Source organism: Chromobacterium indicum (genome assembly GCF_039708975.1).
In the GTDB taxonomy this organism is placed as follows: domain Bacteria; phylum Pseudomonadota; class Gammaproteobacteria; order Burkholderiales; family Chromobacteriaceae; genus Chromobacterium; species Chromobacterium piscinae.
The window spans coordinates 47,576-67,098 of the sequence record NZ_JAYFSJ010000011.1; the positions used below are offsets into that span (position 1 = coordinate 47,576).

Annotated in this window: 16 protein-coding genes; 7 read left to right on the top strand and 9 right to left on the bottom strand. The window is 66.4% G+C overall.

Going from position 1 to position 19,523, the window contains the following annotated elements; translation table 11 throughout:
* Window positions 1-65: 65 nt before the first annotated feature.
* Window positions 66-698, bottom strand: a complete 633-nt coding sequence (locus VA599_RS15830; RefSeq protein ID WP_104946319.1) for a Clp protease ClpP — start codon at window positions 696-698, stop codon at window positions 66-68.
* 806 nt (window positions 699-1,504) lie between these two features.
* A complete protein-coding gene (gene mfd, locus VA599_RS15835) occupies window positions 1,505-4,897 on the bottom strand; it encodes a transcription-repair coupling factor (protein WP_346789443.1) in 3,393 nt (1,130 codons plus the stop codon).
* Window positions 4,898-5,179: 282 nt separating this feature from the next.
* Here mfd and VA599_RS15840 point away from each other — a divergent pair, with 282 nt between their 5' ends.
* Window positions 5,180-8,434: a sensor domain-containing protein gene (locus tag VA599_RS15840; RefSeq protein WP_346789445.1), complete on the top strand. Its 3,255-nt coding sequence runs from the start codon at window positions 5,180-5,182 to the stop codon at window positions 8,432-8,434.
* Window positions 8,435-8,512: 78 nt separating this feature from the next.
* Window positions 8,513-9,259 (top strand): 23S rRNA (guanosine(2251)-2'-O)-methyltransferase RlmB, encoded by a 747-nt coding sequence (gene rlmB, locus VA599_RS15845; RefSeq protein ID WP_021478543.1) that lies wholly within the window; start codon window positions 8,513-8,515, stop codon window positions 9,257-9,259.
* A 43-nt stretch (window positions 9,260-9,302) separates the two neighbouring features.
* Here the strand turns inward: rlmB and VA599_RS15850 are convergent, their stop codons facing one another.
* Window positions 9,303-10,193 (bottom strand): LysR family transcriptional regulator, encoded by an 891-nt coding sequence (locus tag VA599_RS15850; protein WP_021478544.1) that lies wholly within the window; start codon window positions 10,191-10,193, stop codon window positions 9,303-9,305.
* A 102-nt stretch (window positions 10,194-10,295) separates the two neighbouring features.
* On the opposite strand from VA599_RS15850, the gene VA599_RS15855 reads away from it, so the two are divergent.
* Together VA599_RS15855 and VA599_RS15860 are read left to right on the top strand one after the other, a co-directional pair.
* A complete protein-coding gene (locus tag VA599_RS15855; protein ID WP_021478545.1) occupies window positions 10,296-10,736 on the top strand; it encodes a CidA/LrgA family protein in 441 nt (146 codons plus the stop codon).
* Window positions 10,726-11,409, top strand: a complete 684-nt coding sequence (locus VA599_RS15860) for an LrgB family protein (protein WP_046166868.1) — start codon at window positions 10,726-10,728, stop codon at window positions 11,407-11,409. Before VA599_RS15855 ends, VA599_RS15860 begins: the two co-directional genes overlap by 11 nt.
* Window positions 11,410-11,482: 73 nt before the next feature.
* On the opposite strand, the gene VA599_RS15865 is transcribed toward VA599_RS15860, so the two are convergent.
* Complete coding sequence (locus tag VA599_RS15865) at window positions 11,483-11,989, bottom strand: Cd(II)/Pb(II)-responsive transcriptional regulator (protein ID WP_021478546.1); 507 nt, start codon at window positions 11,987-11,989, stop codon at window positions 11,483-11,485.
* A gap of 80 nt (window positions 11,990-12,069) precedes the next feature.
* On the opposite strand from VA599_RS15865, the gene VA599_RS15870 reads away from it, so the two are divergent.
* Window positions 12,070-14,457, top strand: coding sequence for a heavy metal translocating P-type ATPase (locus VA599_RS15870; protein WP_346789448.1), 2,388 nt, complete (start codon window positions 12,070-12,072; stop codon window positions 14,455-14,457).
* Between the two features lie 123 nt (window positions 14,458-14,580).
* On the opposite strand, the gene VA599_RS15875 is transcribed toward VA599_RS15870, so the two are convergent.
* On the bottom strand, window positions 14,581-15,294 hold the full coding sequence (locus tag VA599_RS15875) for a putative metalloprotease CJM1_0395 family protein (RefSeq protein ID WP_346789450.1): 714 nt from the start codon (window positions 15,292-15,294) through the stop codon (window positions 14,581-14,583).
* Between the two features lie 96 nt (window positions 15,295-15,390).
* Here VA599_RS15875 and VA599_RS15880 point away from each other — a divergent pair, with 96 nt between their 5' ends.
* Window positions 15,391-15,867 carry an acyl-CoA thioesterase gene (locus VA599_RS15880; RefSeq protein WP_021478145.1) on the top strand — a complete coding sequence of 159 codons (477 nt, stop codon included), beginning with the start codon at window positions 15,391-15,393 and terminating at the stop codon, window positions 15,865-15,867.
* A gap of 27 nt (window positions 15,868-15,894) precedes the next feature.
* On the opposite strand, the gene VA599_RS15885 is transcribed toward VA599_RS15880, so the two are convergent.
* On the bottom strand, window positions 15,895-16,368 hold the full coding sequence (locus VA599_RS15885; protein WP_346789452.1) for a pilin: 474 nt from the start codon (window positions 16,366-16,368) through the stop codon (window positions 15,895-15,897).
* Window positions 16,369-16,567: 199 nt separating this feature from the next.
* On the opposite strand from VA599_RS15885, the gene VA599_RS15890 reads away from it, so the two are divergent.
* Window positions 16,568-17,242 (top strand): TIGR01621 family pseudouridine synthase, encoded by a 675-nt coding sequence (locus VA599_RS15890; protein WP_346789454.1) that lies wholly within the window; start codon window positions 16,568-16,570, stop codon window positions 17,240-17,242.
* Window positions 17,243-17,254: 12 nt separating this feature from the next.
* Here VA599_RS15890 and VA599_RS15895 read toward each other — a convergent pair whose 3' ends face one another.
* From VA599_RS15895 to VA599_RS15905, 3 genes are read right to left on the bottom strand one after another with little or no spacing between them, the layout of a single operon-like run.
* The gene (locus VA599_RS15895; protein ID WP_346789455.1) at window positions 17,255-18,067 is read right to left on the bottom strand and encodes a ChbG/HpnK family deacetylase; all 813 of its coding nucleotides are present in this window, start codon (window positions 18,065-18,067) and stop codon (window positions 17,255-17,257) included.
* Window positions 18,068-18,121: 54 nt separating this feature from the next.
* Complete coding sequence (locus tag VA599_RS15900) at window positions 18,122-18,511, bottom strand: GtrA family protein (protein ID WP_346789457.1); 390 nt, start codon at window positions 18,509-18,511, stop codon at window positions 18,122-18,124.
* Complete coding sequence (locus VA599_RS15905) at window positions 18,508-19,515, bottom strand: glycosyltransferase family 2 protein (protein ID WP_346789458.1); 1,008 nt, start codon at window positions 19,513-19,515, stop codon at window positions 18,508-18,510. Before VA599_RS15905 ends, VA599_RS15900 begins: the two co-directional genes overlap by 4 nt.
* Between the last annotated feature and the right edge of the window lie 8 nt (window positions 19,516-19,523).

A 19,523-nucleotide genomic window follows, 5' to 3' on the forward strand; every position in this document is an offset into this window, starting at 1 on the left:
GAATTATCCGTGTTTTGACAATGTCATTTTATCCGCGCGGCGCTTTGTCGACAACGTCGATTCCGCTAGCCGTTGGATTCCGCAGCACCGCTCTTCTTGCCCGGCTTGCGCGCCGTCACGGCCGGCGCGCCCTTTTGGATGTTGTTCAGCCGGCGGCGGATGTTGTCGCTGTCCAGCCAGATGTCTTCGCCCTTCAGGATGCGGTCCAGTTCCTCGTCGGTGAGGAAGGGGCGGCAGACGTGGCGCATCACCTTTTCGAACCACTTGCCGCTGGCCGCCACCTGCGCCTGCTGCTCATTGCCCTTGCCGATCAGCGCCGACGAATAGTTGTGGAACATCAGCTGGCAGGTGTCGTGCACCACCAGCTCGTCGCCGGCGAGGAAGATCAGCGCGCCCATCGAATACGCCCGCGCTTCCAGGATGGTGACCACGTGGGCCTGGCTGGCGGTGATGTTGTTGATGATTTGCAGGCCTGCGTCGAAATTGCCGCCGGGGGTGTTCAGGTGCAGGTAGACGATGTCGGTGCTGTTGGCGGTGCGCAGCGTGTACAGGAGGTCGGTGTAGTGGATGGCGGCGCCGATCTCGTCGGACAGATAAAACGATATCTGCCGCACTGTGCCCTGGGTTTCGTACTGGCGATACAGCGGGACGGGCTTGTCGTTGTCGTCGTCGTCGGTTTCGGCGTTACGGCGGGGCATGGCGGCTCCTCGTTGTGCTTGTCTTTCCAATTTAGCTCCGGGGCGGGAGGCTTGCCTTGGATTGGCGCAGGTTGGGGGAGGGGAGGAATCCGCTTCACCGTTCGAAGATTTTGTGTCCGCTGCGCGGACGATGATTGGATGCCAGTTCCGCCCGGCAGACGGGAAAGGGGGCTGCGCGGCCAGCCCCCTTTCAACCCCAGGCTGCCCCAGCAGCCCGCGAAACCCCGGCAAAAAAGCGCCGAGCGAGGAGCCGCCGGAACTAGCCGCGCGCTAGAGTCGCGCGGCGTCGAACAGCCGGCGTCTTAAAACCTCGCCCAGCGCTTTTTTGCCGGCGCGTGCAGAAGGGGAGGAGGGTTCGTCGCAGACGTTCAGCCAAAGCGTAACTGGGGATTTGTTTGCTTCCAGTAGAAAACCACGATATCTGTTCCACCAGGCTGTGGAAGGTACAGCGTTTGTCGAGGTTAACATCGAATCGACGTGTCCCTGTCCCCGTCAGCGCAAGCCGGTTTCAAAGCCATTTTCAAGGTTTTAAGACGCCGGTTGTTCGACGCCGCGCGACGGTAGCGCGCGGCTAGTTCCGGCGGCTCCTTGAAAATGGATTTGAAGACGGGGTTTCGCAGCGCTGCGGGGCGACCTGGGGTTGAAAGGGGGCTGGCCGCGCAGCCCCCTCACCCGTTTGCCGGGCGGAACCGGCACTAAATCATTATCCGCGAAGCGGATTCATCAGAAGAGATTGCGTGGATAGGAGAAGGGCCAGCTCAATCGAGCTGGCCGTTCATTCGAGGCAGGATGGAAATCAAGCAAGCCTACGCGCTCAACTCCTTCAACACCTCCTTCACCTTCACGATCCGCTGCGCCACCTCCGGCAGCGCCTGCTCCACCCGCAGCTTGTCCTGCCCGGCCAAGCGGTAATTCTTCTTGCTCTGAATCAGCATGATGATCTTCACCGGGTCGATCGGCGGGTTCTTGATGAAGGCGATCTGCACCGCCACCTCGCTCGCGTCCAGCTTCTGCACCCCCAGCTCCTTGGCGACCAGGCGCAGGCGGTGGCTTTCGATCAGCGTCTTCACGCTCTGCGGCGGCAGGCCGAAGCGGTCGATCAGCTCTTCGTGGATGTCGTCGATTTCGGCCTCGGTCTCGCAGCTGGCCAGGCGCTTGTAGATCAGCAGCCGCTCGTGCACGTCCGGGCAGTAAGCGTCGGGCAGCAGCGCCGGGCTGTGCAGATTGATCTCGGTGGTGACGCCCAAGGGCGCGTCCAGGTCGGGCGCGCGACCCTTTTTCAGATCGCGCACCGCCTGCTTCAGCATTTCGGTGAACAGGCTGAAACCCACTTCCTGCATCTCGCCGGACTGGCCTTCGCCCAGCACTTCGCCGGCGCCGCGGATTTCCAGGTCGTGCATCGCCAGGTAGAAACCCGCGCCCAGTTCGCCGGACAGCTGGATCGCTTCCAGCCGCTTCTGCGCGTCGCGGGTCATGCCGTCCGGCGTCAGCAGGTAGGCGTAGGCTTGGTGATGGCTGCGGCCGACTCGGCCGCGCAGCTGGTGCAACTGAGCTAGGCCGAACTTGTCGGCGCGGTTGATCAGGATGGTGTTGGCGTTGGGGATGTCGATGCCGGTTTCAATGATGGTGGAGCACAGCAGCAGGTTGAAGCGCTGCTGCAAGAAGTCGCGCATCACCTGTTCCAGCTCGCGCTCGCGCAACTGGCCGTGGGCGACGCCGATGCGCGCCTCCGGGATCAGCTCGGCCAGTTTCTCCCGCATGTTTTCGATGGTGTCGACTTCGTTGTGCAGGAAGAACACCTGCCCGCCGCGCTTCAGTTCGCGCAGCACCGCTTCGCGGATCACGCCGTTGGAGAGGGGGCTGACGAAGGTTTTCACCGCCAGCCGGCGCGACGGCGCGGTGGTGATGGCGGAGAAGTCGCGCAGGCCTTCCAGCGCCATCGACAGCGTGCGCGGAATCGGCGTCGCCGTCAGCGTCAGCACGTCGACATTGGCGCGCAGCCGCTTCAGCTGTTCCTTCTGCCGCACGCCGAAGCGGTGTTCCTCGTCGATGATGACCAGGCCCAGATTCTTGAATTGGATATCAGGCTGCACCAGCTTGTGGGTGCCGATGACGATGTCGACGCCGCCGTCGGCGAGCCCCTGCAAGGCTTGCTTGGTTTCCTTGCCGCTCTTGAAGCGCGACAGTTCGGCGATGCGCACCGGCCAGTCGGCGAAGCGGTCGGAGAAATTCTGGAAATGCTGTTCGGCCAGGAGCGTGGTGGGCACCAGCACCGCCACTTGCTTGCCGCCCATCACTGCGACGAAGGCGGCGCGCAGCGCCACCTCGGTCTTGCCGAAGCCGACGTCGCCGCAAACCAGCCGGTCCATCGGCTTGCCGGAGCACATGTCCTGGATCACCGCCTCGATGGCGGTGGCCTGGTCCGGCGTTTCCTCGAAGCCGAAGCCGGCGGCGAAGGCGCTGTAGTCGGCGGGGGACAGCTCGAAGCTGTGGCCCTCGCGCGCCGCGCGCTGGGCGTACAGGTTCAGCAGCTCGGCCGCGGTGTCGCGCGCTTTTTCCGCCGCGCGCTTCTTGGCTTTTTCCCAGGCGGGATTACCCAGCTTGTGCAGCTGGATGTCGTCGGTGGCGCCGCCGGCGTAGCGCGAGATCAGCTGCAGCTGCGATACCGGCACGTACAGCGTGGCGCCGTCGGCGTACTCCAGCTGCATCAGTTCGGTTTCGCCTTCGCCCAGGTCCATCGTCACCAGGCCGACGTAGCGGCCAATGCCGTGCGCTTCGTGCACCACTGGGTCGCCGGCCTTGACCTCGGCCAGGTCGCGCAGCATCGCGTCGGAGCCGGCGCGGCTGGCCTTGCGGCGGGTGTGGCTGCGGGCGACGTGTTGGTACAGCTCGCTTTCGGTCACCACGGCGATGGCCGGATCGGCCAGCGAGAAGCCGGAGTAGAGCGGCGCGACGGCCAGCGCCAGCGCGGCCTTGCCGCCGGCGAAATCGGCCCAGCTGTCTACCGGCGTCGGCTTGATGCCGTTTTCGGCCAGGAAGGCCAGCATGGTTTCGCGCCGGCCCAGGCTTTCCGCCGCCAAGAGGATGCGTTTGCCGCCGGCGGCGATGAAGCTTTGCAGCTTGTGCAGCGGCGCGTCGGCGCGGCGATCCACCGCCAGTTCGGGCAGCGCGGCGCCGGTTTCGCCGTCGCCGGAGAATTCGATGCGGGCATAGGGCTTGAGCCTCGCCATCAGCTCGTCCGGCCGCAGGAAGATGTCGGCCGGCGCCAGCACCGGACGGTCGACGTCGCCGCGCGCCATCTCATAGCGGCCTTGCGCGTCGCGCCAGAAGGTTTCCGCCGCCGCCTGCACGTCGTGGTGCTGCACCACCAGCGCGTCTTCGCCCACGTAGTCGAACAAGGTGGCGGTTTCGTCGAAGAACAGCGGCAGATAGTATTCGATGCCCGCCGGCCACAGCCCCTGAGACACGTCCTTGTAGACGCGGCTTTTGCTTGGGTCGCCTTCGATCCTCTCGCGGTAGCGCTGGCGGAAGGCGGTGACGCCGCTCTCGTCGGCCGGATACTCGCGCGCCGGCAGCATGCGCACTTCGGGCACCGGGTACAGCGTGCGCTGGGTGTCGGGGTCGAAAGTCTTCAGGCTGTCGATCTCGGCGTCGAACAGGTCGATCCGGTACGGCAGCGGCGAGCCCATCGGGTACAGGTCGATCAGGCTGCCGCGGACGGAGAATTCGCCCGGAGCCATCACCTGGGTGACGTGCTGGTAGCCGGCGGTGACCATGTCTCCGCGCAGCTTTTCCACGTCCAGCTGCTGGCCCGTTTTCAAAAAGAAGGTGCGGCCCAGCAGGTAGCTCACCGGCGCCAGCCGGCCCAGCGCGGTGCTGACCGGCGCGATCACCACCTGGCATTCGCGTTGGCGGATCTGCCACAGCGTGGCCAGGCGCTCGCTGACCAGGTCGCCGTGCGGCGAGAAGTGGTCGTAGGGCAGCGTTTCCCAGTCGGGAAACAGCGCGATGGAGAGATCGGGCGCGAAGAACGGCAGCTCGGCTTTCAGCCGCTGGGCGGCCTGGGCGTCGGCGGCGAGAACCAGCAGTGGGCGGCGCTGCTTGGCAAGCGCGGCGATGGCATGGCTGTCCAGGCCGTCTGGCAGGCGGCCGCAGCGGGTTTTCTGGCCGGCGGGCGGCAGGGTCGGGAGCGTATCCAACTTGATCTGGCTTCTGTGCGGGGTTGTGCTTGTCGCGATTATAACAGTGCGCCGGGCGGCCTTATGGCTTTGCCTGCGGCCGACTCTAGCCGGCGTCTGGATTCCCGGCTATCGTATGCGTTTGTTTCAAGCCAGTTTTAATTTTGCATGAAGAAAATTAGCTGTTAATGCTAATCAGATATCAGAAAAAATAATAGTCATGTCTCTGAAACCGCCCAGGGTTGCAGAGCCGGGATGGAGCAAGATCCGGTCAACCGGACGACAGTGGAGAAGGATGGGAGCGTGAGAACCACACCTAGGGTGGAGGAGTTGCTGGTATTCCTGGGCTTTGTCGCCAGCGTGGCCTTGTGGCCGCGCGGTCCGCATGCGGCATTGTCCCTGGCGAGTTTCGCGCCGCACGGCTTGCTGTGCTGGCAGTTGCTGGCGCGGGAGCCGCGGCGCGCGTGGTGGTGGCCGCTGGCGGCCGGCATGGCCGCGGCGGCGTGGATGCCGCCGCCATGGGCCCTGTTGATGGCGGCGTCGCTGTGCCTGATCCGGCCGGGTTTGCGCCTGGGCGGTCTGCTGGGCGGATTGGAGCGCCCGCGCACGCCGCAGCAGCTGCGCCACCTGCTGCTGGCTTTGTTTTATCCGGCGCTGGCGGCGACCCTGTTGCTGGGCGGCTATGCCTGGGCGGCCGGCGGACTGGCCGGCCATCCGTGGTCGTGGGCCTGGCAATGCTGGGCGGCGCTGGCGTCGGCGCTGTTCCTGTGCGCGCCGCTGGCCCGTCCGCCGCTGCGTCCGCTGCCGGTGCCGTTGCGGCTGGAACTGGCGTTGATCCTGCTGCTGTCGGCCGGCGGCGTGGGCCTGTTGCTGGCCGCCGGAGAGCCGCCGGGCGTGCCCAGCCAGCTGCTGTTCTTCCCCTTGATCTTGTGGGCGGCCTGCCGCACCGGTCCCGGCGGCGCGGCGCTGACGTCCGGCATGGCGTCGCTGCTGCTGTCGCTGGCGGCGCTGCCGCCGGCCGGCCTGGTGCGCGTGGGCATGGGCGACGCTGCCACCGATCTCTTGCTGGCGCTGGCCTTGAACGTGTCCGGCCTGCTGGTGGGCATCCTGATGGATGGCCACCGCGCCGACGGCGAGACGCTGCGCGCGTTCCGCGCCCGCATCGAATCGCTGGTCAACCACAGTCCGACGATGATGTCGCTGAAGGACATGGACGGACGCTACCTGCTGGTGAACGCCGCTTACGCGCGCCGGGTCGGCATGTCGGCCGATTCGCTGCTGGGGAAGCGGCCGGAGGACGTATTCGATCTTGAGGACGCGCAGCAGATACGCGAGCAGGACCAGCAGGTGCTGAACCTGCTGTCGCCGCGGCAGTTCGACGAGCACTTCGCGCTCAACGGCGTGGAAACCTATCTGTTGGCGTCCAAGTTTCCCCTGTTCGACGCCGACGGCCGGCCGGCCGGCGTCGGCAGCGTGGACACCGACATCACCCAGTCCCGGCGCGAGCAAAAGGCCAAGCGCGAGGCCGAGGACCGGTATCTGGCGCTGGTGGAGCAGTCGCTGGTCGGCATCTACATCATGCAGGACGAGAAACTGGCCTACGTGAATCCCAAGCTGGCCGAGATCATGGGTTACCAGCCGGAGGAAATGGCCGGCATGACCATGGGCCAGATCCTGGTGCCCGGCGAAGCCGAGCGGCTGCGGCAACAGCTGCTGCGCCGCTTCCGCGACAATATCGCGGTGATGCATTACTCCACCCGCGGCTTGCGCAAGGACGGCGTGCTGGTGGACATGGAGGTGCACAGCCGCCTGTTCGAGCTGAACGGCCGCAAGGCGGTGATCGGCGTGGTGATGGACATCTCCGAGCGCCTGCTGGCCGACACCAATCTCAGGCTGGCCGCCAAGGTATTCGAAAACTCGGCCGAGGGCATCCTGATCCTGGATGCCGGCGCGCGCATCATCGCCGTCAACGACGCGTTCTCCCGCATTACCGGCTACGCCGAGGAAGAGGCGCTGGGCAAGGCCTCGCGCATTTTCAACATCGAGCAGCAAGCGCGGGCGGCGATGCAGCAGGCGCTGGCCGATTGCGGCCACTGGCAGGGCGAGATGCTGGACCGGCGCAGGGGCGGCCAGTGGTATCCGGCCGAGCTGTCGATCTCCGCGCTGCGCGACGAGGACGGCGTGCTGTGCAACTACGTCGCGGTCTTCTCCGACATCACCCAGCGCAAGGAGGCCGAGGAGCGGCTGCAGTTCCTGGCCAACCACGATCCGTTGACCCGGCTGCCCAACCGCAGCAGCCTCACCGCCAGCCTGGACGAGGCGCTGACGCGGATGGATGGCGAAGACGGCCGGCTGGCGGTGATGTTCATCGACCTGGACCGCTTCAAGCTGATCAACGACTCTTTCGGCCACCAGGTGGGCGACCAGCTGCTGTGCGAGATCGCGATCCGCCTGTCGCGCGTGGTGGGCGAGCGCGGCCTGCTGGCCCGCCTGGGCGGCGACGAGTTCACGCTGCTGATGAGCGGTTTCGACAGCCACCACCAATTGGCGGACATGGCGTCGGCCATCCTGGCGGCGCTGGGCAAACCGCTGTGCCTAGAGGCGCACGAGGTGTTCATCACCGGCAGCATAGGCATCAGCGTGTTCCCGCACGACGGCCGCGACGCGCGCACGCTGCTGAAGAACGCCGACGTGGCGATGTACCGCGCCAAGGAGGCGGGCAAGAACACCTATCAGTTCTTCGACGTCGGCATGAACACCCAGACCTTCGAGCGGCTGCTGCTGGAAAACGGCCTGCGCATGGCGCTGGAGCGCCACGAGTTCGAACTGCACTACCAGCCGCAGCTGATCGCGGGCAGCCGGGCGCTGGCCGGGGCCGAGGCGCTGTTGCGCTGGCGCCATCCGCAGCTGGGCCTGGTTCCGCCGGCGCGCTTCATCGCGTTGGCCGAGGAGACCGGGCTGATCAAGCCGATAGGCGACTGGGTGCTGCGCGAAGCCTGCCGCCAGCTGGCGGCCTGGGACGCGCTGGGGTTGCGGGTGCCCCGGCTGGCGGTGAACCTGTCGCCGCGCCAGTTCGGCCAGCCGTCGCTGCCGGCCAAGGTGGCGGGCGCGTTGCAGGCCGCCGGCCTCGTCGCCGGACGGCTGGAGCTGGAAATCACCGAGAGCATGATCATGCAGAGCCCGACCGAGGCGGTGAGCCTGCTGTCCGAACTGAAGTCGCTGGGCGTATGGCTGTCCATCGACGACTTCGGCACCGGCTACTCGTCGCTGTCGCACCTGAAGCGCTTCCCGCTGGACACGCTGAAGATAGACCAGTCCTTCGTCGAGGGGCTGCCGGACGACGACGACAACGCCGCCATCGCCGAAGCCATCCTGGCGATGGCGAAGAAGCTGAAGTTCCAGGTGGTGGCCGAAGGGGTGGAGAACGAAGCGCAGGCGGTGTTCCTGGAGGGCAAGGGCTGCCATGTGCTGCAGGGCTACCATTTCGGCCGCCCGCTGCCGGCCGACGAGTTCGCGAAGCTCGCCGCCGGCTGGCGGCGCGAGGCCGAGCCGGCTTAGCCGACGCGCGCCAAGGCTGGGCCGGTGGGCGGCTTGCGGCTACAATGGCGGGAATTGAGAATTCGAGACATCCCCGCCATGAGCAACAAACGCCTGATCCACGGCTTCCACGCCATCAACGCCCGCCTGTGGCAGAACCCGAAAAGCCTGCTGGAAATCTGGCTGGCCGGCGGCCGCCACGACGCCCGCGCCAAGGCGGTGCTGGACAAGGCCGGCGCGGAGAACGTCAAGCTGCACATCGTCGACAAGGAACGCCTGGACAGCATGAGCGGCAACGCCCGCCACCAGGGCGTGGTGGCGATGATAGACGCCAGCATGAACTACGTGGACCTGGACGACGTGCTGGAAAACCTGTCCGAGCCGCCGCTGCTGCTGATCCTGGACGGCGTCACCGACCCGCATAACCTGGGCGCCTGCCTGCGCGTCGCCGACGCGATGGGTGCGCACGCCGTCATCGCCCCCAAGGACCGCTCCGCCACGCTGAACGCCACCGTGTCCAAGGTGGCCTGCGGCGCGGCCGAGGTGGTGCCCTACATCACCGTCACCAATCTGGCGCGTACGCTGCGCGACCTGAAGGACGCCGGGGTGTGGATCGCCGGCACCACGATGGAGGCCGACACCGACCTCTACCATTTCGACGCTTCCGGCCCGCTGGCCTGGGTGATGGGCGCCGAGGGCGAGGGCATGCGCCGCCTGACGCGCGAGCACTGCGACGTGCTGGTGTCCATTCCGATGTTCGGCAGCGTGGAGAGCCTGAACGTGTCGGTGTCGTCCGGCATGGTGCTGTCGGAAAGCCGCCGCCAGCGGGTGTTGAAGGCTGGCTGAGCGAATCGTCCGCCGCAAGAAAAGGCCGCGTCAGCGGCCTTTTTCAATCCTGCCCGCCCAGCGTCTCCCGCGTCAGCGCCAGCCAGGCGCGGGCTGCGTGAGACAGATAGCCGCCGCGCTGCCAGATCAGCGCCAGGTGCCAGTACAGCTTGTTGTCGTACAGCGGCACCACGTCGAACAGCTGGCGGTCCAGCCGCTCGACGATGCTGCGCGGCAGCAGGGTGACGCCCAGGTTGGCCGCCACCAGCTCGACGATGAAGTCCCAGTGCGCGCTGCGGCCGACGATGTTGGGCGTCTTGCCCAGCTCGCGGAAGGCGTCGCCGACGCGGCGGCTGAGGGTGAAGTCGTCCGGGTACAGCACCAGCGGCTGATCGGCGATGTCCACCAGACGCACCAGCGACTTGTCGCGCCAGCGCGAGCCGGCGGGCGCCACCAGGCATAGCGGGTCGCGCACCACCGAGTAGTGGTCGAACAGCTGGCTGTCCACCGGCAGCACCGCCACGCCTATCTCCAGCTCGCCGCTCTTGATGCGGTTTTCGATCGCCAGCGCGCCGTCTTCCACCATCTTCAGCTCGATCTGCGGATAACGGCGGCGGTAACGGCTGACCACCGGCGCGAAGAAGGCGACCCCCACCATCGGCGGCAGGCCCACCACCAGCTCGCCGTGGCTGAGCGAGGCCAGATCGGCCAGCTCGTGCTTGAGCTTGTTCATCGCCGACAGCACGTCCAGGCCGCGCTCGTAAGTGACGCGGCCGGCGTCGGTCAGGCGGAAGCTGCGCCCCTCGCGCAGGATAAGCGGCATGTCCAGCTCTTCCTCCAGCTGCTTCACCATCTTGCTGATCGTCGGCTGGGTGACGAACAGCGCGTCGGCGGCGCGGGTGAAGCTCTGGCATTTCACCAGTTCGACGAAATAGCGTAGCGCGCGTATGTCCATTTGCATTCCTGGGTGGAATCGTCTTGATAATTTTAATTCATTTTTAGAATGAATGCCGGCTGGCTATACTTTGCTCAACTCCTAAGTTGATGGAAGCCAAGCATGGCCCGCCTGTTTCACCGCCTGTCGCAACCGCTGCAAACCTTTTCCCAGGTTCTGCTGCTGAGCCTGGTGTGGATGGCGGCCAACCAGCTGAGCCACCGTTTCCTGCCGGCGATGCCGGCCGGCGTGCTGGGCATGCTGCTGGTGCTGGCCGGGCTGTGGTCCGGTTTGCTGCCGGTGGACTGGCTACGCCAGGGCGCCCGCTGGCTGCTGGCCGAGATGCTGCTGTTCTTCATCCCGGCGGTGGTGGCGGTGGTGCAGTACCCGGACGTGATTCTGTCCGCCGGGGTGCGCCTGCTGCTGGTGATCGTCGCCTCCACCGCGCTGGTGATGGCGGTGACCGCGCTGGTCGTGGATCGCTGCTACCGGCTGGAAATCCGGCTGCGCCGCCGCGACAGCAACCGCAAGGCGCAGATGAGGGCTGAAGTCCATGGAGCATGAGATTGCGTTGATCTCCTTCGTACTCACCGTGGTGTTGTACTGGGTGGTCAAGAAGTATTACCTGAAGACGCGCAGCTGGTGGAGCACGCCGATTCTGGCGGTGCCGCTGCTGATCATCGGCCTGGTGGTGTTGGCGCGGGTGCCGTACCAGACCTACTTCGCCGATACGCGTTGGCTGACCTGGCTGTTGGGGCCGGCGACGGTGGCGTTCGCGGTGCCGATCTACGAGTACCGGGCGCTGATCCGCAAGCATTGGCTGTCATTAGGTTGCGGCGTATTGGCCGCGATTCCGGTGGCGGTAGCCAGCTCGGTGATGCTGGCGCGCTGGCTGGATCTGCCGGATCTGATGCAGAAGAGCCTGGCGCCCCGCTCGATCAGCACGCCGTTCGCGCTGGCCGCGGCGCAGACGCTGGGCGGCTCGGCCGACCTGACCGCGCTGTTTGTGGTGGTGACCGGGGTGTGCGGCATGATGCTGGGCCAGTTGATGCTGGCGCTGTTGCCGATCCGCTCCAAGCTGGCGCGCGGCGCGCTGTTCGGCGCGGCGGCCCATGCGGCCGGCACCGCCAAGGCGAGCGAGATAGGCGCCGAGGAAGGCGTGGTGGCCAGCCTGACCATGATGCTGGCCGGGGTGGCGACGGTGTTCGCCGCGCCCTTGATCAGCCACTGGCTGTAACGATTTTGTTGTGACCTGACTGCCGTGGGGTGGTGGTCAGTGGGTTTCTCCTCTTCCCCAAACGAGCGTTGATTTAGGGCCGATCCTTGTTGGATCGGCCATTTTTTTTGGCCGCATGGTCGTAATTCTGGCTGTGGCCGTGATTGTCCTGGCCGAACGGCGTGTGGCAGACGCAGGGCGCGCCCTCGGCCGCCTCGACCAGCGTTTGCAGGATGCCGCAATCGGCCGCCGCGCGGCTGTCGTGGCACTTGTCGCGCAAGGCCAGCAACTGCTGCTCCAGCAGCCGCAGGGCCTCCACCTGCTGATGCACCTTGGCGATCTGCTGGTCGATCAGCAGATTGATGTCCTCGCAGTCGTGATCGTGGTCGGCCTTGAATGCGGCCAGGTTGCGGATGTCGGCCAGCGACATGCCCAGCGAGCGGCAATGCAGGATGAAATTCAGCTCGCCCAGCTGCTCCGCGGTGTAGCGGCGGTAGCCGGAGCTTGAGCGCTGCGGCGCGGACAGCAGGCCTTCGCGCTCGTAATAACGGATGGTTTCCACCTCGCAGCCGGTCTGGCGGGCCAGTTCTCCGATCAACATGACACTCTCCCGAAAGAAACGCTTGACCCTGTAGTGACTACAGGGTGTGCAATGTGCCCAGACTACCAATGGAGGCGCATATGTCAAGCGTGACGCGTTACCACAAGGCCGTACCGCCGCATCAAGGCCATCAACACGCCCGCGGCGGCGATTGCTGCTCGGCCAAGGCCGAAGCCGCGTTGGCGCTGAAGGGCGCTGACCCGCATCAGCATGCCCATGGCGGCTGCGGCCACGACCACAAGCCGGGCGACAAGCACGAGCACCATCAGCACGATCACCAGCATGAGCGCCGGCACGGCGCGAGCTGCGGCCACGCGCATGGCCATGAGCATGCCGGGCCGTCCCGCGTGCAACTGGGAGAGGGCAAGGGCGCGAAGCAGTCGCGGCTGCAGATCCAGGCGATGGATTGCCCGACCGAGGCCAGGCTGATCGAAAAGGCGCTGGGCGGGATGAGCGGCGTGGTGGCGCTGGAGTTCAACTTCATCGAACGGGTGTTGCTGCTGCGCCACGACCTGCCGCATCTGGACGGCGTGAAAAGCGCCATCGCCAAGGTGGGCATGCAGGCGGTGGAGCTGGATGCCGGCGCTCAGGCGCAGGCGCCGCAAGGCCATGGCCGCCGCGCCAATCTGCTGTTGATCGCTTCCGGCCTGGCCGCCGCCGCGGCCGAGGGCATCGCCTGGAGCCTGGGCGACGGCCGGCTGGAAGTGGCGGCGCTGGCGCTGGCCTCCATCCTGCTGGGCGGCATTCCCACGTTGAAGAAGGGCTGGATCGCGCTGTCCACCCGCACGCTGAACATCCATTTCCTGATGTCGGTCGCCGTGATCGGCGCGATGCTGATCGGCCAGTGGCCGGAAGCGGCGATGGTGCTGTTCCTGTTCGCCATCGCCGAGCGGCTGGAGGCGATGTCGCTGGCCAGGGCCGGCGAGGCGGTGCGCGCGCTGATGGCGCTGGCGCCGGAAACCGCCTGGGTGGCCGACGGCACCGGCTGGCGCGAGGCGCAGGCCGCCGAGGTTGCGGTGGGCAGCCGAGTGCGGGTGCGTCCCGGCGAGCGCGTGCCGCTGGACGGCCGCATCGCCGATGGCCACAGCAGCTTCAACGAGGCCAGCATCACCGGCGAGAGCCTGCCGGTGGACAAGGGGCCGAGAGATGCGGTGTTCGCCGGCAGCATCAATGGCAGCGGCGTGGTGGAGATCGAGACCACGGCGCCGGCGTCCGGCTCGGTGCTGGCGCGCATCATCGCCACCGTGCGCGACGCGCAGGCATCCAAGGCGCCGACGCAGCGCTTCATCGACCGCTTCGCTTCGGTCTACACCCCGGTGGTGCTGGTTCTGGCCCTGGCCTTCGCCGTCGCCGCGCCTCTGCTGGGCCTGATGGCCTGGCACCAGGCGATCTACAGCGCGCTGGTGATGCTGGTGATCGCTTGCCCGTGCGCGCTGGTGATCGCCACGCCGGTGACGGTGGTCAGCGCGCTGGCCTCGGCCGCACGCCACGGCTTGCTGGTCAAGGGCGGCGCGCCGCTGGAGATGGCGGCCCGCATCGACACCGTCTGCCTGGACAAAACCGGCACGCTGACGCTGGGCGAGCCGCGGGTCACCCGCGTGGCGGCGCTGGGCGGCGGCGACGAATCAACCGTGCTGGCGATAGCCGCCGCGCTGGACAGCCATTCCACCCATCCGCTGGCCAAGGCGGTGCTGGACGAGGCCGCGCGGCGCAGCATCGCCGTCCCGGCGGCAGAGCAGGTCAGCGAATTGGTGGGCCGCGGCGTGCGCGGCCGCGTGGACGGCCGCGCGCTGCAGCTGGGCAGCCGCCGCTTGGCGGAAGAACAGGGCGCGCTGACGCCGGAGCTGGCCGCCGAGCTGAGCCGGATGGCGGAAGCGGGCGAGGGCGCGCTGGTGCTGCTGGACGGCGGGAGGGCGTTGGGCGTGATCGCCGTCGCGGACCAAGTGCGGCCGGAAGCCGCGGCCACCATCGCCCGTCTGGACGAAATGGGCGTGCGCGCGGTGATGCTCAGCGGCGACAGCCCACAGGTTGCGGCCGCGGTGGCGGCGCAGACCGGCGTCTCCGCCGCCCATGGCGGCCTGTTGCCGCAGGACAAGCTGCGTTTCATCGAGCAATTGCAGGCCAGTGGCAAGGTGGCGATGGTGGGCGACGGCGTCAATGACGCGCCGGCGCTGGCGCGCGCCGACCTGGGCGTCGCGATGGGCGCCGCCGGATCGGACAGCGCCTTGGAAACCGCGGGCGTCGCGCTGATGGACGACAAGCTGTCGCGGCTGGCCGATCTGATCGCCCACGCGCGCCGCACCGCGGCGGTGCTCAAGGTGAACATCGCGATCGCTCTGGGCATCAAGCTGGTGTTTTTCGGCCTGGCGCTGGCCGGGGTGGCCAGCTTGTGGATGGCGGTGTTCGCCGACGTCGGCACCAGCCTGATCGTGATCGCCAACGGCTTGCGGCTGGCGCGGCGGGTTTAAGGCCACCAAGCCTTGGATCAGCATCGGGCGTAGGCCTTGGAACGACCAGGGCCTACGCCTTTCGATTTTAATCCAGTCTGTTGGATGGCCTTGCGCGGTTCGGCAAAAGGCGGTGAGCGGGCCCTAGGCGTAGGTGTCGATATTGCCGCCCTTGGCCTGGGCGCTGCCGGCCGGGGCGGCGGCCTGCTGCATTTTCTGCAGCGGGCTGAGATTCTGATTGCCGTGCTGTTGCTGAAACTGCTGCGCTCGCGCCTGTTGCTCCATCTGCGAGGCTTCGGCCGCCACCGCGCGGTCCTGGCCGGACGGGTCGGACGGCGCCAGAGCGGCGGCGCGCACCGTCTGGGCGTTCTGTATGGTTTCCTGCGGCGTGCTGCCTTGGCTCAGCCGGATCGGCACTTCTCCGCCAATCGCGTACTGCTTGCCGTCCGGCCCTTGTTGATAGGTGAAGCTGGCCGCGCCGGCCAGCGCGCCGCCGGCGGCCTGGTGCGCGGCCTCGTGGCGGCGAACGTCGACGTCGCGCGATCTCAGATCTTCCACTTCCTTCTGCTGCGCGTCGTTCAAAGGCTTGCCGTCCGGCCCCTTGGGAGCGGCGGCATTGGTTTGCTGAGAGGTTTGCGCATTGCCGGAGCCATTCTGGCTGGAGGCATCGTTGCCGGCTTTGTCCCCGGCCGACGTGGGAGGCGCGGCGTTGGCGGTTTGCGGCGAAGAGGAGGCTGACGCGCTGGAAACAGGCGCAGCCTGCGAGCGCAAGGCTTGGCAGGCGGGACACTGGCAATTGGCGCCATGCATGCTGAATCCGTAGCTGGAAGAGCCGCCGGCTACACTGGAAATGGACATGAAACGCGTTCCTCTGTCCATTCAGTATAGAAGCGCTTGCCCGCTATTCCAATCAGCGTGGCAGAATGTCCGCTTGTACACATGCGGGAGCAGACGATGAGCGAAGAGGCCCAGGGGCAAAGAGAGCTGGTGATGTCGGTGCTGATGACGCCGGACATGGCCAATTTTTCCGGCAATGTGCACGGCGGCGTGCTGCTGAAGTTGCTGGACCAGGTGGCCTACGCCTGCGCCAGCCGCTATGCCGGCTGTTACGTGGTGACGCTGTCGGTGGACCAGGTGCTGTTCAAGCAGCCGATACATGTCGGCGAGCTGGTGACCTTCCTGGCCAGCGTCAACCACGTCGGCCGCACCTCGATGGAGGTGGGCATCAAGGTGGTGGCGGAAAACATCCAGCAGCGCAGCCAGCGCCACACCAACAGCTGCTATTTCACCATGGTGGCCTATCAGGACGGCAAGCCGATGGCGGTGCCGACCCTGGTGCTGGAGACCGAGGAGCAGCGGCAGCGCTTCCGCGCCGCCGAAATGCGCAAGCAGTTGCGGATAGAGATGGACGCCAAGAAAAAGTCGCAGTGACGGCATCCATGATGGTTTGAGAGCGTGTTAGGTTTCGTCCGGCAATTTGCAGCCGGCCGGGCGCAGTTCTTCCTCGCTGATATTGGTTTTGCACTGCCAGTCGGCTTTTTCGCCGCGGACCAGCCGCACGAAGGGCTTCACCTCTTGCGCCAGGTTCTTTTTCAAGGCGGCCGGCGCATGCACAATGTCGCACTGGATGCCGGCGGAGGCCAGAGAGTCGCCCAGAGTGCTCATGTCGCAATGGTTGGTGGGGTCGTCGCGCAGGCCAATCGGGGTGAGTATCGCGTCGGTCGAGCCGGCGCTCAGGATGGTTTTCCCGTCGTTGAGATGAATCTCGTAAGCGGTGCGCGCGGGCAATAGCTCGGCCAGCGCGGCGACTGCCTTGGTGCGCGCGGTGTAATTCTGGTACTGGGGAATGGCGATGGCGGCGAGAATGCCGAGCACGACGACGACTATCATCAATTCGATCAGCGTAAATCCCTGCTGTGCGGCGTGTTTCACGGAAAAGTCCTTTCTGTTTTGGCGAAGGTGCGCGGTCGGTTTCGGCTGCATGCCGCGTCGCGGGAAAGGCTATCAATTTGACCTTGCCATGCTCAAGGCATAATTGGTCTTTTGTTGTCATTTGTCATGTTTTGTCCGGCGTTGTCGCCGGCGCGGCGCCTGCTCTACAATCGGCGGCTGATTCGCAGCCGGAACCGTCATGTACACCCTGATTCATCAAGATCCCCGTTTCTATCTTGTCGACAAGCATCCCGGCGTCGGTTTCCACCGCGAAGACGACCAGCCCGGACTGATGGATGCCCTGCGCGAGGGCTTGGGCGACTCGGCCTTGTGGCCGGTGCATCGGCTGGACCGCATCACGTCGGGATTGATCCTGGTGGCGCGCTCGGCGGAGGCCGCGCGCGCGCTGGGCGAGGCGTTGGCCGAGCGGGAGATGGAGAAGTATTACCTGGCTTTATCGGACCGCAAGCCGCTGAAAAAGCAGGGCAGGGTGGCGGGTGACATGGCCAAGGGACGCGGCGGCGCCTGGCGCTTGACGGAGGGCAGGGAGAATCCGGCCGTCACGCAGTTTTTCAGTTTTTCGCTGGAGCCGGGGCTGAGGCTGTTTCTGCTGCGGCCGCGCACCGGCAAGACGCATCAGCTGCGGGTGGCGATGAAGTCGCAGGGCGCGCCGATACTGGGCGACGCGTTATACGGCGGCAGCGCGGCCGATCGCGGCTACCTGCATGCCTACGCGCTGCGTTTCGAGCTGGACGGCGAGCGTTTCGCCTTCGTCTGTCCGCCGGCTGCGGGCGAGAAATTCGCCGGGGAGTCTTGCCGCGCCAGGCTTGAGGAATTGGGCGAGCCCTGGCGGCAACCCTGGCCGGGCGCCTGAGCGTCCAGCCCTTTAAGCGGCGACGGCGGGCTCGGGCTGGAAGCGGGCGATGCTGACCCGGTGCTTCAGGCACAGTTCGGCGAAGGCGCCGCCGGCCAGGTAGTCGAATTCGCGGCCGCGGCTGGCGGCGATGGGGTCGGAGGCGTCGGCGGCGGGCAGGCCGGGATGGCACATGATCAGCGCCCGGTCCGGGATCTTGGCCAGCCAGGCCTGCATCAGGGCGGGGAAGTCGGCCTGCGGGCTCAGCGAATACATGCCGCCGAACCACGGCGAGGTGGCGAAGCCGCGCTCGCGCGCCTGATCGTCGAAATTGGTGCACACGCTGCGCAGTACCAGCGCCTTCAGCCGGTTGTCGCCCGGGTGGCCAAGGCGGTCCGGCGAGCGCAGGTAGGGCAGCGGATTCTGCTGCCAGCGCCGCAGGATGGCGTCGAACAGCGCGTCGCGTATCACCGGCAGCGCGTGCACGTGCTGGTGGCCGTCGACGAAGTCCGGCAGCCGGCCGAAGTGGTCGGCGAAGCGGTCGATCTGCGTCAGCGCCTCGTCGCGCAGCGTTGCCAGCGACAGTTGGCGCAGCTGGCTCTTCATCAGCCAGTACGACAGCGGCTTCACTGGCGCGTCGAACGGATGGGTGAGATTGAAATGCAGGCCGACGTCGACCCGCTCCGCCCGCGCCTTCAGTTCGCCGGCCAGCTCCGGCCAGTGCGGGGACTGGCTGAGCACGCTGGTGGCGGACAGGCGGCCGGCATCGATCAACTGCAGGATGCCGGCGCTGATGCTGCCGGACTGGGCGAAGTCATCGGCGCAGAGTGTCAATCGTTTCGTCATGCGCGGTAGGACTGTCGTCGATTCCAAAAGTTTTCCGTCGTCATCGCGACAGCGTTAATTTGTTTGCGGAGCGGAGGCGAACGCCCACAGCTTGCCCAGCAGGAAGGTGAGCGCCGCCACCGCGAACAGCACGATGGCCAGCGAGACCCGATAGTCCAGCGGCGCGTAGCGCAGCAGCGCGAAATACATGGCCTCGTTGACGCAGAAGCTCAGGCAGGACACGCCGAAGAAGCGCGGCAGCGCCTGGCGGTGCGGCACGTGGCCGGCCTCGAAGGTGAAGCGGCGGTGGCCCCAGTAGCTGAGCTGAAAGGCGCCGAGGAAACCCAGCACGTTGGCGACGAGCGGCGGCACGCCCAGCGGCACCAGAACCAGCGTCACCAGCGCGAAGTGCAGCAACATCGCCGACACGCCGACGACGCCGAACCAGAACAGCTGCTTCTTCATGCGTCCTGCCCGTCCTTGCGCTTGGAGATGCGGCTGATCAGATAGGTGGGCCGGCCCTTGACCTCGTTGAAGATGCGGCCGACGTATTCGCCGAGTATGCCGATCGACAGCAGCTGCACGCCGCCGAGGAAGGTGACGGCGACGGCCAGCGTCGGCCAGCCGCTGACCGGGTTGCCGAACAGCAGCGTGTGCACCAGCTCCCAGATCGCGTAGCCGATCGACAGCATCGAGATCACGCAGCCGACCAGGGTCCAGATCCGCAGCGGCATGTTGGAGAAGGCGGTCAGGCCGGTCAGGCCCAGATTGAACAGGCTGCGGAAATTGAAGCTGCTTTTGCCGGCGCGGCGTTCTTGCGTCTGCGTCTCCATCGCCAGCTGGGTGAAGCCCACCCAGTTGTACAGGCCTTTCATGAAGCGGTTGCGCTCCGGCATCCGCCGCAGCGCTTCCAGAATGCTCTTGTCCAGCACGCGGAAATCCTGGGTGTTTTCCGGGATCTTCAACGGCGCCCCGCTGTTCAGCAGCGCGTAGAACACGCGGGTGAACGCGCGCTTGGCCAGGGTCTCGCCGTCGCGGTTGGCGCGCACGCTGTAGACCATGTCATAGCCCTCGCGCCACTTGGCGAGGAACACCGGCACCATCTCCGGCGGATGCTGGAAGTCGCCGTCTATCAGCACGGCGACGTCGCCGCCGATATTGTCGATGCCGGCGGTCAACGCGATTTCCTTGCCGAAGTTGCGCGACAGCTGGATCACCGTCACCGGCAGGCGCTTGGCGGCTTCCAGCGCCTTGGGCACGGTGTTGTCGCGGCTGCCGTCGTCGACCACCACCAGCTCGTGGCGGTAGCCGTGCTCGGACAGCAGCCGGTGCAGCGTTTCCAGCATCGGCGCGATGTTTTCCGACTCGTTGTAGGCCGGAATCAGGCAGCTGACCAGCGGGTCGGCCGGGCGCTCGGCGGCGTGCAGCTCCAGCAGATAGGGCGGAACGAAGTTGCGTGCGTCGGTCATGGCGGTTT

Coding starts and splice junctions, on each gene's coding strand:
- rlmB (WP_021478543.1), top strand. CDS start 8,513: ATGAGCAACAAACGCCTGATCCACGGCTTCCACGCCATCAACGCCCGC.
- VA599_RS15870 (WP_346789448.1), top strand. CDS start 12,070: ATGTCAAGCGTGACGCGTTACCACAAGGCCGTACCGCCGCATCAAGGC.
- VA599_RS15905 (WP_346789458.1), bottom strand. CDS start 19,515: ATGACCGACGCACGCAACTTCGTTCCGCCCTATCTGCTGGAGCTGCAC.
- VA599_RS15875 (WP_346789450.1), bottom strand. CDS start 15,294: ATGTCCATTTCCAGTGTAGCCGGCGGCTCTTCCAGCTACGGATTCAGC.
- VA599_RS15830 (WP_104946319.1), bottom strand. CDS start 698: ATGCCCCGCCGTAACGCCGAAACCGACGACGACGACAACGACAAGCCC.
- VA599_RS15860 (WP_046166868.1), top strand. CDS start 10,726: ATGGAGCATGAGATTGCGTTGATCTCCTTCGTACTCACCGTGGTGTTG.
- VA599_RS15890 (WP_346789454.1), top strand. CDS start 16,568: ATGTACACCCTGATTCATCAAGATCCCCGTTTCTATCTTGTCGACAAG.
- VA599_RS15850 (WP_021478544.1), bottom strand. CDS start 10,193: ATGGACATACGCGCGCTACGCTATTTCGTCGAACTGGTGAAATGCCAG.
- VA599_RS15855 (WP_021478545.1), top strand. CDS start 10,296: ATGGCCCGCCTGTTTCACCGCCTGTCGCAACCGCTGCAAACCTTTTCC.
- VA599_RS15880 (WP_021478145.1), top strand. CDS start 15,391: ATGAGCGAAGAGGCCCAGGGGCAAAGAGAGCTGGTGATGTCGGTGCTG.
- VA599_RS15865 (WP_021478546.1), bottom strand. CDS start 11,989: ATGTTGATCGGAGAACTGGCCCGCCAGACCGGCTGCGAGGTGGAAACC.
- VA599_RS15895 (WP_346789455.1), bottom strand. CDS start 18,067: ATGACGAAACGATTGACACTCTGCGCCGATGACTTCGCCCAGTCCGGC.
- VA599_RS15900 (WP_346789457.1), bottom strand. CDS start 18,511: ATGAAGAAGCAGCTGTTCTGGTTCGGCGTCGTCGGCGTGTCGGCGATG.